The organism is Kitasatospora sp. NPDC023118 (assembly GCF_055560875.1).
Genome location: NZ_JBVHHW010000007.1, coordinates 69652 through 83555 on the forward strand (window position 1 = coordinate 69652; position 13904 = coordinate 83555).

Genomic DNA, 13904 nt, shown 5'->3' on the forward strand with positions numbered 1-13904 from the left:
CCTGCCGACATGCACGATGACCGCACCCTGGTCGAGTCCCGCCTCAAGCGCGTCCTGGAGGAGCGCGTCCTCCCGGCGGTCCACCCCGAGTCCGTCCCGCTGGAGGTCGGCATCTGGACCGCTCCCGGCGAGCCCGTCCCGGTCGCCGAGGGCCTGGCCGCGCCGCGCACCCCGATCGCGGTCGGCGACGCCTGGGGCGCGCCCTGGGGGACCAGCTGGCTGACCGTGACCGGCACCGTCCCCGAGGCCTGGGCCGGGCGGACGGTCGAGGCACTGATCGACCTCGGATTCGACGCCAACATGCCCGGCTTCCAGTGCGAGGGCCTGGTCTACCGCCCGGACGGCAGCCCGGTGAAGGGCCTCAATCCACGCAACCAGTGGGTGCGGATCGCCGCCCCGGCGGCCGGCGGCGAGCAGGTGCTGCTGCACGTCGAGGCGGCCGCCAATCCGGTGATCCTGGACTACCACCCCTTCCTGCCCACCGAGTTGGGCGACAAGGAGACGGCGGGCGACCAGCCGCAGTACAAGCTGGCCCGGATGGACCTGGCGGTCTTCGACGACACGGTCTGGCAGCTGTCGCTGGACCTGGAGGTGCTCGGCGAGCTGATGGCCGAGCTGCCGGTGGACAGCGCCCGCCGCTGGGAGGTCCTGCGCGCGGTCGAGCGCTGCCTCGACGCGATCGACCTGCAGGACGTCAACGGCACTGCTGCCGAAGCCCGTTCAGAGCTGACGGCCGTCCTGGCCGCGCCCGCCGCGCCGTCCGCGCACCGGATCAGCGCGATCGGCCACGCCCACATCGACTCCGCCTGGCTCTGGCCGCTGCGCGAGACCGTCCGCAAGGTGGCCCGCACCACCGCCAACATGACCGCCCTGCTGGAGGACGAGCCGGACTTCCTCTACACCATGTCCCAGGCGCAGCAGTACGCCTGGATCAAGGAGCACCGCCCCGAGGTGTACGCGCGGGTCCGCAAGGCGGTGGCCGAGGGGCGGTTCGTCCCGGCCGGCGGCATGTGGGTGGAGTCCGACACCAACATGCCGAGCGGAGAGGCGATGGCCCGCCAGTTCGTCCACGGCAAGCGGTTCTTCCTGGAGGAGTTCGGGGTCGAGAACCACGAGGCGTGGCTGCCGGACACCTTCGGCTTCACCGGCGGCCTGCCGCAGATCATCCGCAACGCGGGCTCCAAGTGGCTGCTGACCCAGAAGATCTCGTGGAGCCAGGTCAACAGGTTCCCGCACCACACCTTCCTCTGGGAGGGCATCGACGGGACCCGGATCTTCACCCACTTCCCGCCCGTGGACACCTACAACTGCTCCATGAAGGGCAGCGAAATCGCCCACGCGGCACGGAACTTCAAGGACAAGGGGGTGGCCCGGCACTCGCTCGCCCCGACCGGCTGGGGCGACGGCGGCGGCGGGACGACCCGCGAGATGGTCGCCAAGGCGGCCAGGATGAGGAGCCTTGAGGGCTCGGCCACCGTCCGCTGGGAGAAGCCCGCCGAGTTCTTCGCCAAGGCCGAGGCCGAGTACCCGAACCCGCCGGTCTGGGTCGGCGAACTCTACCTGGAGCTGCACCGGGCCACCCTGACCAGCCAGGCGAAGACCAAGCAGGGCAACCGGCGCAGCGAGAACCTGCTGCGCGAGGCCGAACTCTGGTGCGCCACCGCCGCGTTGCGCACCGGCGCCGAGTACCCGTACGAGCAGCTGGACCGGATCTGGAAGACCGTCCTGCTGCACCAGTTCCACGACATCCTGCCCGGCTCCTCGATCGCCTGGGTGCACCGCGAGGCCGAGGCGACGTACGCGGCGCTGGCGGGGGAGCTGGAGGCGCTGATCGAAGCGGCCCAGCAGGCCCTGGCCGGGGCCGCCTCGGGCGGGCGCGAGCTGGTGTTCAACGCGGCGCCGCACGCGCGCTCGGCCGTGCCGGCGGGTGGGGCGGCGGTTGCCGTCCAGGACGGTACGGCCTGCTCGGTGGCCCCGCGCGACGGGGGCGGCTTCACGCTGCGCAACGGCCTGCTGGAGGTCGTGGTCGACGCCGACGGCCTGATCGGTTCGGTGATCGAGACGGCGAGCGGCCGGGAGAGCGTCGCGCCCGGCAGCCGCGCCAACCTGCTCCAGCTGCACCCGGACTTCCCCAACATGTGGGACGCCTGGGACGTCGACCAGTTCTACCGCAACACCGTCACCGACCTGACCGGCGTGGACTCGCTCACCGCCTCGGCCACCGGCAGCCAGGCCTCGGTCCGGATCGCGCGCTCCTTCGGCTCCTCCACCGTTGTCCAGACCCTCACCCTGCGGGCCGGCGAGCAGCGGCTCGACATCGACACCGAGGTCGACTGGCACGAGACCGAGAAGTTCCTCAAGGCCGCGTTCCCACTGGACATCCACACCGAGCGCTACGCCGCCGAGACCCAGTTCGGCCACCTCTACCGGCCCACCCACACCAACACCAGCTGGGACGCCGCCAAGTTCGAGGCCTGCAACCACCGCTTCGTCCACCTGGACGAGCCCGGCTGGGGCGTCGCCCTGGTGACCGCCTCCACCTACGGCCACGACGTCACCCGCACCGTTCGCGGCGGCGACGGCGGCACCACCACCACGGTCCGCTTCTCGCTGCTGCGCGCCCCGCGCTTTCCCGACCCGAAGACCGACCAGGGCCCGCACCGCTTCCGGCACGCCCTGGTCCCCGGCGCGGCGATCGCCGACGCCGTCCGCGAGGGCTACCGGATCGGCCTGCCCGAGCGGCGGGTCACCGGCAGCGCCGAGCACGTCGCGCCGCTGGTCGAGCTGGACAACGACGCCCTGGTGGTCAGCGCGGTCAAGCTCGCCGACGACCGCAGCGGGGACCTGATCGTCCGGGTCTACGAGGCGGGCGGCGGCCGCTCCCGGGGCCGGCTCACCACCTCCTTCCCGCTGGCCGGCGCCATCCCCTGCGACCTGCTGGAGCGGCCCTGGGACGGCACCCGTGGCGAGGTCGCGGTGGAGGACGGCGGGGTGCGGCTGGCACTGCGGCCGTTCGAACTCGTCACGCTGCGGCTCAGCATCGCGGGCTGAACCGGTCGTACTGCGGCTCAGCACGGCCTACTGACCGGCTGAGCGGCTGATCCGCGTACGCTGTGCGGCGCCCCGGCCCCCGCGGCCGGGAGGCGCCGCCCCTCCCACCCCCTGGAGCCCACCGTGCCGCTCACCCCCCTCTTCGCCGCCGTGGACATCGGCGGCACCAAGATCGCCGGCGCGCTGGTCGACGGCGACGGACGGCTGCGGCACCGGCTCCAGTTGCCCACCCCGGCGCGGGAGCCGGGCCCGGCCGTGCTCGCCGTCGTGCACAAGGTGCTGGACCAGCTGGCCGGTACGGCCGACTGGGCCGCCGTGACGGCCGTCGGGATCGGCAGCGCCGGCCCGATCGACCTCGCCGACGGCACCGTCAGCCCGGTCAATATCCCCGGCTGGCGCGCCTTCCCACTGGTCGCCGAGGTCGCCGCGCACCCGGCGGTGGCCGCCCGGACGCTGCCCGTCCGCCTGGCCGGGGACGGCGTCGCGATGGCCGCCGCCGAGCACTGGCAGGGCGCGGCCCGGGGCGCCGCCAACGCGCTCTGCCTGGTGGTCTCGACGGGCGTCGGCGCCGGGCTGGTACTCGACGGCGCCGTCCGGCCCGGCCCCAGCGGCAACGCCGGGCACCTCGGCCACATCAGCGTCGACCTGGACGGCGAGCCCTGCCCGTGCGGCTCGCGCGGCTGCCTGGAGGGACTCGCCAGCGGCACCGCGATCGCCCGCCGGGCCCTCGCCGACGGCTGGCGGGGCCTTCCGGGCACCGAGGACCGGACGGCCCGGGCCGTCGCCGCCTCGGCCACGGCCGGCGACCCGATCGCGCTCGCCTCCTTCGACCGCGCCGCCCAGGCACTGGCCGCCGGGATCGCCGCCACGGCCGCCCTGGTCGACCTCGACCGGGTGGTGGTCGGCGGCGGCGTCGCCACCGCGGGGGAGGTGCTGTTCACCCCGCTCGCCCGCCACCTGGACCGCTACGCCGCTCTCTCCTACATCCGCGGCCTGGACGTGCGGCGCGCCGAACTCGGCACCGACGCCGGGCTGATCGGCGCGGCCGCGCTCTGCCGCTGACCGCCCGCCGGCACCACGCCCCGTTGGGAGACCCGCGCCGTACCGCCCTACACCCTGCTCGACAACCCGGTCCGCCGCTACGCCTGGGGCTCCACCACGACCATCCCCGCGCTCACCGGCACCGGGCGAGGCGTTCGGCCCCGGCTCGGAGCTGTTCCGGGCCGCCACGGGCCGGTCGGCCTCCCGCGCCGGCGAAGGAGGCCCTCAGGCCCGCAAGGGGTGGCCGAAGAGCAGGTCGTAGCCCACGGGGAGCTGCTCGATCACCCGGTCGATCTGCTCCCCCGGGACCAGGTCCGCCACGGTGCTGAGCACCGCCCCGATGTCCCACTGCGCGGTGGCCGGCGTCGCCCCGTCGATCCAGCCGCCCACGGCGTCCACGAAGCGCTCGGCGGTCAGCGGCTCGGCAGCCGGCTGCGCGTCGCGCAGCAGCGGGGCGTACGTCACGGGCAGCGCGTCGGCCAGTGCGAGACGTTCGCCGCCCACCAGGTGCTCGCCGAGCAGACCGAGCACGACCCGGGCGGCATGGTCAGCCTCCGCTTCGCCCCGGTACTCACCGCGCTCGACGACGCGGGCGAGGAAGTCCTCCCAGGAGATGGTCATCGTGTCCTCCATCCGGTCGGCGGGATCCGGCCGGACCGGCGGCCGATGGTCCCAAGGGGCCTGCCTCATCTCAGCCCGTGACCGCCGGGGGACGTGCCGGTTCCCGTGCTGCTCAGCGTACTGCGGTCGGGCCGGGCCGATGCCCGCGGATTCGGGCGGGAGCTCCGTTCCCGAACGGAACCTTGACGCGGACGCCGGCGCCGGACGGACGGACATATGGACGCCGACCTCGTGCCGGACGGACGGATCGACGCCGTTGTCGATCACGCCGCCGGCCCGCGCCGTCACCGGCACGGGAACTCACGGGAACGCACGGATTCGAGCGGCGGCGGTCAGCCCGCCGAGGCCCGACACCGTCTGCGCGCACTGCGCGGGGAGCCGACCCCGCCGCTACCGGACCGGGCCGCCAGTCGCGGGCCCGGCACCGTCGGCTGGCCGGCCACGGCCAGGGCGTCGCCGCGCGCCGTGTCCGTCATATACGCCGACAGAAAGCGGCGCTCGTTCTCGCTGAGTTTGCGCGAACGGCCGGATTCCCGGTCCCGCGCGACCACCACGGTCCGCGCCCGCATAAAGGTGAGCGGCTCGCGGCAGACATTCACCTCGACCTGGGCGGAACTCCGCCCGAGCCGTTCCACGGTCAGCCGCACCGACAATGGCTCGGGCCCGTGGTGGAGCTGTTCCAGGTAATCGATCTCGTGCCGCGCGATAATGAATCCGGAAGGGAAAAGCGATTCCCGGACGGCCGTCGCGTGGTGGCAGAACAGGTCGTAAATCCCCTCCTGGATGTAGCCGACCAGCCGGGCGTTGTTGATGTGCCCGTTCTCGTCGACGTCGCTCCACCGGGTGGGGCAGGACAGCACGTGCGCGCGGGCGTACACCGTGCTCACTGCTGCGTCAGCCCGGCCGCGGCCCCGGCGGGGAGCAGTGCGCGCCGCAACCTGGCGTAGTAGCCGGAGTGTTCGGCCGCCATCCGGGCCGCGGTCCACCCCTCCTCGGCAGCCTCGGCGGCCGCCTGGACGACCAGGCTGTCGAGCACCGCGTCGACCGAACGACAGAGTTCGGCGACGGCCGCGAGCCGCTCGGTGACATCGGCCGCGCCGGCCGCGTTCCTGGCCGGGAATTCGGCCAGCGAGTCGACCGCGAGCTGCAGATCGTCGATAACGTCCGACCGGCTTTCCTTAGTGGAATTTCGCATACTTTTCTCCAGGACCAATTCGAGCCGTTACGGCCCGGTAACTAGCGTTCGAATACACCGGATCGGTGTCGACCCCCCGACGCCTTCGACGCTATCCCAGTCGGCGCGGGTCCGCAGATGGTTTTCGGACCGCGACGGGAAACTGACTTCTATTGGAGTAGTTTGCGGGGGTACACAATATGCCCCATCAGCCGAACGCGGTAAGCAGAACGGGTGGTATCGCCGACCCGCCGAGCAAGATCAACTACTGTCCGCCACTCATCTGCTATTGCGACTCCCACCAGCGCGCCTTGTACAGCCGCGTACCGCCCAGCGCCCACGTCCCCTCCGGGCGGTCCAGCCGAATCACCGAGGTGCACCAGTCGCACGGGCCGCTGTGGTCCGGCGCCACCGTGAGCAGCCGGCCGGTGCGGGGGTCGTCGCCGATGCTCTTGACCTCCCGCTCGGCGGCGGGATCGGCCAGATGGACGGGGGTGAACCGATCGGCGGCGGGGTCGTACCGCCAGAGGCCGTTCAGCGTGCTCACCCAGAACCGGCCGGGCTCACCTCGCACGGGTGAGAGGTCGTGGCCGCCCTGGTCGGGCAGCGGGGCGCTCCGGACGGCGGTCAGGGCGGGCTCGGCCGCGGTGCCGCCGACCCTCAGCGCGGTCAGCCGGTCGTCACCGAGCACCCAGAGCAGGCCGGTCCGCCCGTCCCAGAGCACCCCGTGCGCGCCCGGGAGGGGGAAGGCCGCGTGGGTGGCGGTCCGGGGACCCTGCGAGGCCGCGTACAGCCGCACCCACCCGCCGCCGCTCGCGACGACCGCGACGTTGCCGTCCGGAAGCAGCTCGATGCTGTGCGGATTGGCGTCCCCGCCCAGGTCCGCCGCCCAGCGGCTGCCTCCGGTGGCGGTATCCACCACTGCGGCGAGCCCGCCGGAGGCGGTGGTCAGCAGGTAGCGGCGGCCGTCCAGGATCCGGCCCTTCGCCTCGTCCGGGTTGGTCCAGCTGTGCGCGGGATCGAGGTCACCGAGGTCGTCCGCCCGGTCCGCGCCCCAGGACCACACCACGGGCGACCGGTCGGGTCCCCGGTAGTCCGCCAGTTCCTCGGCTCCCCGCAGGACGAGGACGCGGCGGGACGCCTGGTCCACGGCGACCACCTCCCCCTGCGACGACCCGGCGTACGCGCGGCTCGCGGGCGCGCAGAGCAGCAGGGCAAGGCCCAGGACCGACAGGGTTCTCCTCAGCACGCCTCAACGGTGGGCGGTTCACGGCGCACCGCGCGGCAGCCCGGCCGCACGCATCCTCCGAACGGACCGTCAGATTCGCCCGGAGACCCGGTCCGCCACCCGGGCGATCGGCGAGGTGGTGGCCCGCCCGGGGCCACCTCCCGCCGGTCGGCGGGCCACCCCTCAGCCTGCCAGGATCCCGACGCCGGACCAGCCACCCTGTCAGCCGTCGAGCAGGTCCAGCACCCGTGTCCAGCCGTACGCCCCGGGAGCGTCGTCCACGAAACGCACCCCCATCCCCCGGAGCCGGGCCAGGCTCTCCACGTACGCGGGATGCTTCGCCAGCGCCTCATTGACCCGCGGCTGGGCAGCCGTCAGCGTGCCCCGCCCGTAGGCTTCACAGAGGATGCCGAGCGCCAGCGTGTCGGCGATGCCGGCGGCCCACTTGTTGATCGTGTTGAAGGTCGCCGGAGCGACGACAATGGCGTCGGCGTCCGGCAACGGCCGGTCGTCCCCGGGTTTGCGCCAGGCCGAGCGGATCACGTACCCCGTCTGCGCCTCGACGGCGTCGGTGTCCATGAACCCCATCGCCAGAGGAGTCGCCACCACCCCCACGTCCCACCCTCGCCCCTGCGCCGCAGAGATCAACTCCCCTACCCCGTCAGCGACTCCCGCCGCACACACGACGACGTACAGCATCGGCTTCTTCACGTCGGGCATGTTCCGAACTCCCCTCTCGCCATCCACGGATCACCGTCCCCCACAACGCGATCACCACCATCGCGCCGGACACGGAGACCCCACACGCTAGCCACACCCGCACCGGATCGTTGATCCCGCCGCCGTCACTCACTGCTTCGCCACCGGCAGGTCCGCATGCACCGACCTTCCCGAAGGGCTCCACGGCGACCCCCCAACGCCCCCGCGTCAGCCGGTGAATCAGGGACAGCCCCGGTGCCCCCGCGCCCGCCTCAGCCCACGGCCGTCGAGGCCAGCTCCGCGGCGTCGTCCGCGCACCCCCAGCCGAGCGTCACCCCCGCGCCGCCGCGGCCGTAGTTGTGCACGACCGGCGTCCCCGCCCCTGCGAGCACGCGGGGAACGCATGTGCTCCACCTCGGCATGGTCCAGACCTTTACGGTGCTGTCATGGACACACGTCAAGGAGCTTTGCCAATACGGCCGAAGGGGCGAAGGTACGTGACCGCTCCGCCGCCGAGGGTGTTGGCAGACCGTCATCCCCGCCCGCCCGGAGGCCCGCCACATGCGCACCGCACTCGCCACCCTGCTCCTCGGCGCCGCCCTGACCCCGGCGATCGCCGCGCCCTCGGCCGCCGCGCCCCGCGAGGTGAACCAGGGCTACAGCATCCCGGTCGGCGGCGTGACCGACCTCGGCGCGCTGCCCGTGCTCGGCAGCCTCGGACTGGACTTCGCCCGGCTGCTCGGCCAGTAGCTCTGACGGCAGGTCACCGGACGGTCGACCGAGCGCCGCGCGAGGCAGGCGGCCCCGGTCGATGAAGATCGACGGGATCACCCGACCTGAGCCGCCCGCCCGGGTTACGCTCGTCCCGCGCGGCACCCGTCCGCGCGGCCGACCGAGGGGGGAACACGTGATCGGGGACCTGCTGCCGGACGTCGTGGTGACCGAGGTGGCCTACGACGACCCGCCGGAGGCCAGGCTGGAGCCGGCCGAGGAGGCGGTGGTCGCCAAGGCCGTCGACAAGCGCCGACGCGAGTTCACCACCGTCCGCCACTGCGCCCGCGCCGCCCTGGCCCGCCTGGGCGTCCCGTACCGCCCGCTCGTCCCGGGCCTGCGCGGAGCCCCGAGCTGGCCAGACGACGTGATCGGCAGCCTCACCCACTGCGACGGCTTCCGCGCGGCCGCCGTGGCCCGGGCCGGCGCCCTCGCCTCCGTCGGCATCGACGCCGAGCCCGCGCTGCCGCTCCCGGAGGGCGTGCTCGACGCCGTCGCCCTGCCCGTCGAACAGCAGCGGCTGGCCAAGCTCGCCGCCGAGCACCCGGACACCCCGTGGGACCGGATCCTGTTCAGCGCCAAGGAGTCGGTCTACAAGGCCTGGTTCCCGTTGACCGGGCTCTGGCTGGACTTCCACGAGGCCGAGCTCGACCTCTCCTCCGACGGCACCTTCTCCGCCCGGCTGCTCGTCCCCGGCCCGGTGGTCGGCGGCCGCCGGATCGAGGGCTTCGACGGCCGCTGGGCGGTGTGCGACGGGCTGCTCGCCACCGCGATCGCCGTCGAGCCGTAACCGCCCGTCGCCGATCCGTTCGCCTCCCGGGCATATCCTCGACCGCGTGACGGTGACCTACGTGATCGACGGCAGCAGGATCCGCGACCTGGACGGCTTCTGGGACGTGGTCGGGCAGGTGATGGGCGCGGACGGCTACTTCGGCCGCAACCTCGACGCCTTCGCCGACTGCCTGCGCGGCGGCTACGGCACGCCCGAGGACGGCGACTACGCCATCGAGTGGCGCGACCACGAGGTGTCCCGCCGCAACCTCGGCTACCCGGAGACGGTCCGCCAGTTGGAGCTGCGGCTCACCCGCTGCCACCCCGCCAACCGCGAGCACGTCTCCGCCGAACTGGCCGCCGCCCGGGCGGGCAAGGGGCCGACGGTCTTCGACTGGCTGGTCCGGATCATCGAGGAGGAGCACCCGGACGGCCTCCGCCTGGCGTAGGCCCCGCCCCCGGCCACCGCGTGTCCGACCACCGTGTGTCCGACCACCGCGCGTCCGGCCGGCTCGCCCCGTGCGGCGGCCTCACATCACGTCGGACAGCCGGACGAACCGCCGCCCCGCCCCCAGCAGCCCCGGCACCGCCGCCGCCACCCCGGGGGCGGTGCCGCCGCCCGGGTGGTTCATGTGCCCGATGACGATCGCCCCGGGCGGGGCCGACGCCACCTCCCGCCGCACCTCGGCGGCGCTGAGCGTGGCCCCGCCGTCCCCGTTCACGGTGAAACCCGCGACGCGTTCGCCCAGGTCGGCGACCACCCGGGTGGCGACGTCGTCGTAGTGCGCGGTGCCGGAGCGGAAGAACCGGGGCGGGTGCCCGAGCAACTCGGTCAGCTTGTGGGCGTTGCCCGTCACCTCGTCGTACGCCTCGCCGACGTCACCCGTCCCGGCGATGCCGTAGGCGGACCGGCCGGTCACCGAGAGCGGACGGTGGATCGTGCCGTGGTTGCCGATCTCGAACAGCGGATCGGCGGCGAGCTGCTCGAACACATCCGGGTTGGCGTCGATCCAGCGGGCGTTCAGGAAGAGCGTGGCCGGGACGCCGCGCCCGCGCAGGAAGCCGATCAGCTCGGCGTCGTAGCCGTTCCCGCCGGGGCCACCACAGGCGTCGAAGGTCAGCGCCATCGCCGACTCGCCCTCGGGCAGCTCGGTGATCACCCCGGCGACCTCCGGGCCCCAGTCGCGCGGGGCCGTGCCGCCGTACCGCTGAACCGTCTCCGCCCGGGTCGGCTCCCGGGACGCCGCCGGGGGCACGGTGGACGGGGGCACGGCGGACGGGGTCGCGGGCGGTGTCCCGAACGGCGCGGCGCTCGGCGTCGCGGTCGGCGTGCCCGCAGCGGAGACTGTCGGCGAGGCCGGCCCCTCGGCCGCCCGCCTGGTCCGGCACCCCGTCAGCGTGCCACCGGCCACCGCCGCCGCCAGCAGCGCCCGCCGACTCAGTGCCACACCGGCCTCCCGACCCATCGCCACCTGCCATACCAACCGGTCTCACGACCATGCACCGACCAATCGTCACTCTCCCCAACTCTCCCCCGCCTCCGCCCGGAACCCCTTCACCGACCCGCCCCACCCCGGTGGGCCCCGCCTCATCCCCGGTTCACTCCCCGGGGTAGGCGAACCAACGGACCCGCCCGCCCCAGCCCGGAGGCCCCGATGCCCGCCGACCCCACCGCCCCGCGCCACGACGAATACGAAGAACACGAGGAACCCGCACAACCCGCCCACCCGGCCCGCCCGGCACACCCCGCCCGCCGCGCCCTGCTCCGCACCGGCCTCGCCACCGGCGCCGCTACCGCCCTCGGCCTCGCCGCCGCCACCGGCCCGGCGGCCGCAGCCCCGCACCAGGCAGACCAGGCAGACCAGGCAGACCGGACCGTCACCCTCACCGGCCACCTCCCCACCGGCTCCCCCGACTTCGTCTACCTCCCGGTCGAAGTCCCCGACGGCGTCCGCGAGATCGCCGTCTCCTACAACTACGACAAGCCGCAGGTCCCGGCCGGCACCCCCGGCAACTCCTGCGACATCGGCATCTTCGACGAGCGCGGCACCGACCTCGGCGGGGACGGCTTCCGCGGCTGGTCCGGCGGTTTCCGCACCGAGTTCGCGATCGCCCGCGACACCGCCACCCCCGGCTACCTCCCCGGTCCGGTCAACCCGGGCACCTGGCACATCGCCTTGGGCCCGTACCAGGTGGCCCCCCAGGGCCTGGACTACCACGTCCAGGTCACCCTCCGGTTCGGCACACCCGGAGCGGAGTTCACCCCGCACTACCCGCCGGAGCGGGCCCGCGGCCGCGGCCGCGCCTGGTACCGGGGCGACTGCCACCTGCACACCGTCCACTCCGACGGGCGGCGCCTACCCTGGGAGGTGGCGGCCGGGGCCCGCGCGGCCGGTCTGGACTTCATCGTCTCCACCGACCACAACACCAGCTCCTCGCACGCCGTTTGGGGCCCGCTGGCCGGCCCGGACCTGCTGATCCTGCCGGGCGAGGAGATCACCACCCGCAACGGCCACTGGTTGGCCCTCGGCCTGGAGGCCGGCCGGTTCGTCGACTGGCGCTACCGCTCCCGCGACGAGGAGTACCCGCGCTTCGTCCGCCAGGTCCACCGCTGCGGCGGCCTGGTGGTGCCCGCGCACCCGTACTGCCCGTACGTCGCCTGCCAGTGGAAGTTCGGCTACGAGCAGGCCGACGCCGTCGAGGTGTGGAACGGGCCCTGGACGTACGACGACGAGTCGGCCGTGGACACCTGGGACTCCCAGCTCGCCGTCGCCCTGCGCGGCGGCCGCTCCTGGCTGCCCGCGATGGGCAACAGCGACGCGCACAGCGACCCCCAGGTGATCGGCCTCCCGCACAACGTCGTCCTCGCCGAGGACCTCACCCGGGACGCCGTCCTCGACGGCCTGCGCGCCGGGCGCAGCTGGCTCGCCGAGTCCGCCACCGTCCGGCTGGACTTCACCGTCACCGGGAACGGCCGCCAGGCCGGCATCGGCGAGGAGCTGACCGTCCCGGCCGACGCCCCGCTCGACGTCCGGCTCACCGTCTCCGGGGTGCCCGGTGGTACGGTCCGCTTCCTCACCGACGAGGGGCAGATGCACCAGGAGTCGCTGCCCGCCGACGGCTCCGGCACGGTGGACTGGCGCACCACCGCCTCGCTGGCCGCCTACGTCCGCGCCGAGGTGCGCCACCCGAAGGCGGACGGCACCCCGGGCAAGGGCAACTCGATGGGCGAGGATCTGCCCTGGGGTCCGATGGCGGCCCTCACCAACCCGATCGTGCTGCGGGTCGACGAGCACTGACCACCTCCGGCGACCCGCCCGCGGACCGGGAGGGGGACGACTCGGGGCACCCGTTTGGACTAGGTTGATCCCCGAAACGCATCAGTCGTAGGGACGAGGCGATCGGCTGTCCGCATCCGGGCCGACCGGCGCCTTCGCACTCCGACCGCCTCGCCCCGGCTACCCGTCCGTCCCCGGCCCGCGAAGGGATCAGCAGCTGTGAACCGTACGACCGTAGGTGGGCCGGAACTCGGGGGCGGCCGTGGCGCCGGGGGCGTCCTGGTCCTCGTCGACCCGACCGGGGCCGGGGACAGCCCGGTCGCGGGGCTGCTCGCACAGGAGCTGCACCCGAGCGTCCACCTGCGGACGGACGACTTCCTGCGGGTCATCCGCAACGGCCGGATCCCGCCCGACCTCCCCGGGGCCGAGCGCCAGAACACCACCGCCCTCGCGGCCGCTGCCCAGGCCGCCTTCGCCTACGCCACCGGCGGCTACCAGGTCATCGTCGAGTGCCCGGCCACCCCGCCCACCCTCGCCACCTTCCGCCGCGAGAGCCGCACCACCGGCGCCGCCCTCCACTACGTCGTCCTCACCACCACCCCGCCCGCCCCCGACGCCCCCACCAGCCGCCACATCCTCGACATCTCCGACCTCACCCCCGAAACCACCGCCAAATCCCTCCTCACCGTCCTCACCGCCCGCACCCACCTCCTCGGCTGGTAGGACGGGCCGGCGGCTACGCGCCGACCACGCCGTCGATGGCCTCGCGCAGGAAGTCGGCGTGCCCGTTGTGGCGGGCGTACTCGTGGATGAGGTGGAGCATCACCAGGCGCAGCGACACCTCGGCCTCCCAGCGGGGCTGGTAGCCGGTGACATCGAGGGAGGGGGCGGCGAGTTCGATGCGGCGGGAGTGCTCGACCTCGGCCTGCCAGGCGGCGAAGGCCTCGGCACGGGTGGCATCGGTGGCGTCGTAGGCCACCTGGTAGTCGCCGTCCTCGGACCAGACCAGCGGGATGTCCTCGCCGTTGATCACCTTGCGGAACCAGGTCCGCTCGACCTCGGCCAGGTGGCGGACCAGCCCGAGCAGGCTCAGCGTGGACGGCGGGCTGGACCGCTGCCGCAGCTGTTCGTCGGTGAGGCCCTCGCACTTCATGGCGAGGGTCGCCCGGTGGAAGTCCAGGAAGCCGCGCAGCATCTCGCGCTCGCCCCCGGTCAGCGCCGGTACGGGTCGGTTGTCGGTGTTCATCAGTCGCCCCTCCTGTTCGTCGGT

General features: G+C 73.7%; 14 protein-coding genes. 7 read left to right on the top strand and 7 right to left on the bottom strand.

Annotated features, from left to right (window positions below; all coding sequences use genetic code 11):
- Positions 1-9: 9 nt before the first annotated feature.
- Both ACZ3UD_RS11085 and ACZ3UD_RS11090 read left to right on the top strand, forming a co-directional pair.
- On the top strand, positions 10-3051 hold the full coding sequence (locus ACZ3UD_RS11085; RefSeq protein ID WP_465585173.1) for an alpha-mannosidase: 3042 nt from the start codon (positions 10-12) through the stop codon (positions 3049-3051).
- Between the two features lie 123 nt (positions 3052-3174).
- Positions 3175-4113: an ROK family protein gene (locus tag ACZ3UD_RS11090; RefSeq protein ID WP_465585175.1), complete on the top strand. Its 939-nt coding sequence runs from the start codon at positions 3175-3177 to the stop codon at positions 4111-4113.
- A 204-nt stretch (positions 4114-4317) separates the two neighbouring features.
- On the opposite strand, the gene ACZ3UD_RS11095 is transcribed toward ACZ3UD_RS11090, so the two are convergent.
- The 5 genes from ACZ3UD_RS11095 to ACZ3UD_RS11115 form a co-directional block, all read right to left on the bottom strand.
- The gene (locus ACZ3UD_RS11095) at positions 4318-4713 is read right to left on the bottom strand and encodes a DUF2267 domain-containing protein (protein ID WP_465585176.1); all 396 of its coding nucleotides are present in this window, start codon (positions 4711-4713) and stop codon (positions 4318-4320) included.
- Between the two features lie 332 nt (positions 4714-5045).
- Positions 5046-5600 (bottom strand): acyl-CoA thioesterase, encoded by a 555-nt coding sequence (locus ACZ3UD_RS11100; protein ID WP_465585178.1) that lies wholly within the window; start codon positions 5598-5600, stop codon positions 5046-5048.
- A complete protein-coding gene (locus tag ACZ3UD_RS11105; RefSeq protein WP_465585180.1) occupies positions 5597-5908 on the bottom strand; it encodes a hypothetical protein in 312 nt (103 codons plus the stop codon). The genes ACZ3UD_RS11100 and ACZ3UD_RS11105 overlap by 4 nt, the downstream gene beginning before the upstream one ends.
- Positions 5909-6173: 265 nt before the next feature.
- Positions 6174-7136: a DUF6528 family protein gene (locus ACZ3UD_RS11110; protein WP_465585181.1), complete on the bottom strand. Its 963-nt coding sequence runs from the start codon at positions 7134-7136 to the stop codon at positions 6174-6176.
- Between the two features lie 201 nt (positions 7137-7337).
- On the bottom strand, positions 7338-7835 hold the full coding sequence (locus tag ACZ3UD_RS11115; RefSeq protein ID WP_465585183.1) for a flavoprotein: 498 nt from the start codon (positions 7833-7835) through the stop codon (positions 7338-7340).
- 540 nt (positions 7836-8375) lie between these two features.
- Here ACZ3UD_RS11115 and ACZ3UD_RS11120 point away from each other — a divergent pair.
- From ACZ3UD_RS11120 to ACZ3UD_RS11130, 3 genes are all read left to right on the top strand, one after another.
- Positions 8376-8564 (top strand): hypothetical protein, encoded by a 189-nt coding sequence (locus ACZ3UD_RS11120; RefSeq protein WP_465585185.1) that lies wholly within the window; start codon positions 8376-8378, stop codon positions 8562-8564.
- A gap of 157 nt (positions 8565-8721) precedes the next feature.
- Positions 8722-9375 (top strand): 4'-phosphopantetheinyl transferase family protein, encoded by a 654-nt coding sequence (locus ACZ3UD_RS11125; protein WP_465585186.1) that lies wholly within the window; start codon positions 8722-8724, stop codon positions 9373-9375.
- A 46-nt stretch (positions 9376-9421) separates the two neighbouring features.
- Positions 9422-9805 (top strand): barstar family protein, encoded by a 384-nt coding sequence (locus ACZ3UD_RS11130; RefSeq protein ID WP_465585188.1) that lies wholly within the window; start codon positions 9422-9424, stop codon positions 9803-9805.
- Positions 9806-9886: 81 nt separating this feature from the next.
- Here ACZ3UD_RS11130 and ACZ3UD_RS11135 read toward each other — a convergent pair whose 3' ends face one another.
- Positions 9887-10804: a polysaccharide deacetylase family protein gene (locus ACZ3UD_RS11135; protein WP_465585189.1), complete on the bottom strand. Its 918-nt coding sequence runs from the start codon at positions 10802-10804 to the stop codon at positions 9887-9889.
- A gap of 207 nt (positions 10805-11011) precedes the next feature.
- On the opposite strand from ACZ3UD_RS11135, the gene ACZ3UD_RS11140 reads away from it, so the two are divergent.
- Both ACZ3UD_RS11140 and ACZ3UD_RS11145 read left to right on the top strand, forming a co-directional pair.
- Positions 11012-12655 (top strand): CehA/McbA family metallohydrolase, encoded by a 1644-nt coding sequence (locus ACZ3UD_RS11140; protein ID WP_465585191.1) that lies wholly within the window; start codon positions 11012-11014, stop codon positions 12653-12655.
- A 198-nt stretch (positions 12656-12853) separates the two neighbouring features.
- On the top strand, positions 12854-13357 hold the full coding sequence (locus tag ACZ3UD_RS11145) for an ATP-binding protein (RefSeq protein WP_465585192.1): 504 nt from the start codon (positions 12854-12856) through the stop codon (positions 13355-13357).
- Positions 13358-13370: 13 nt separating this feature from the next.
- Here ACZ3UD_RS11145 and ACZ3UD_RS11150 read toward each other — a convergent pair whose 3' ends face one another.
- Entirely contained in the window at positions 13371-13880 is a 510-nt protein-coding gene (locus tag ACZ3UD_RS11150; RefSeq protein ID WP_465585193.1) for a DinB family protein, read from the bottom strand.
- Between the last annotated feature and the right edge of the window lie 24 nt (positions 13881-13904).

Bases quoted from the DNA above. Each gene is read 5' to 3' on its own strand.
- ACZ3UD_RS11085 (WP_465585173.1), top strand. From the start codon at position 10: ATGCACGATGACCGCACCCTGGTCGAGTCCCGCCTCAAGCGCGTCCTG.
- ACZ3UD_RS11140 (WP_465585191.1), top strand. From the start codon at position 11,012: ATGCCCGCCGACCCCACCGCCCCGCGCCACGACGAATACGAAGAACAC.
- ACZ3UD_RS11115 (WP_465585183.1), bottom strand. From the start codon at position 7,835: ATGCCCGACGTGAAGAAGCCGATGCTGTACGTCGTCGTGTGTGCGGCG.
- ACZ3UD_RS11095 (WP_465585176.1), bottom strand. From the start codon at position 4,713: ATGACCATCTCCTGGGAGGACTTCCTCGCCCGCGTCGTCGAGCGCGGT.
- ACZ3UD_RS11150 (WP_465585193.1), bottom strand. From the start codon at position 13,880: ATGAACACCGACAACCGACCCGTACCGGCGCTGACCGGGGGCGAGCGC.
- ACZ3UD_RS11105 (WP_465585180.1), bottom strand. From the start codon at position 5,908: ATGCGAAATTCCACTAAGGAAAGCCGGTCGGACGTTATCGACGATCTG.
- ACZ3UD_RS11120 (WP_465585185.1), top strand. From the start codon at position 8,376: ATGCGCACCGCACTCGCCACCCTGCTCCTCGGCGCCGCCCTGACCCCG.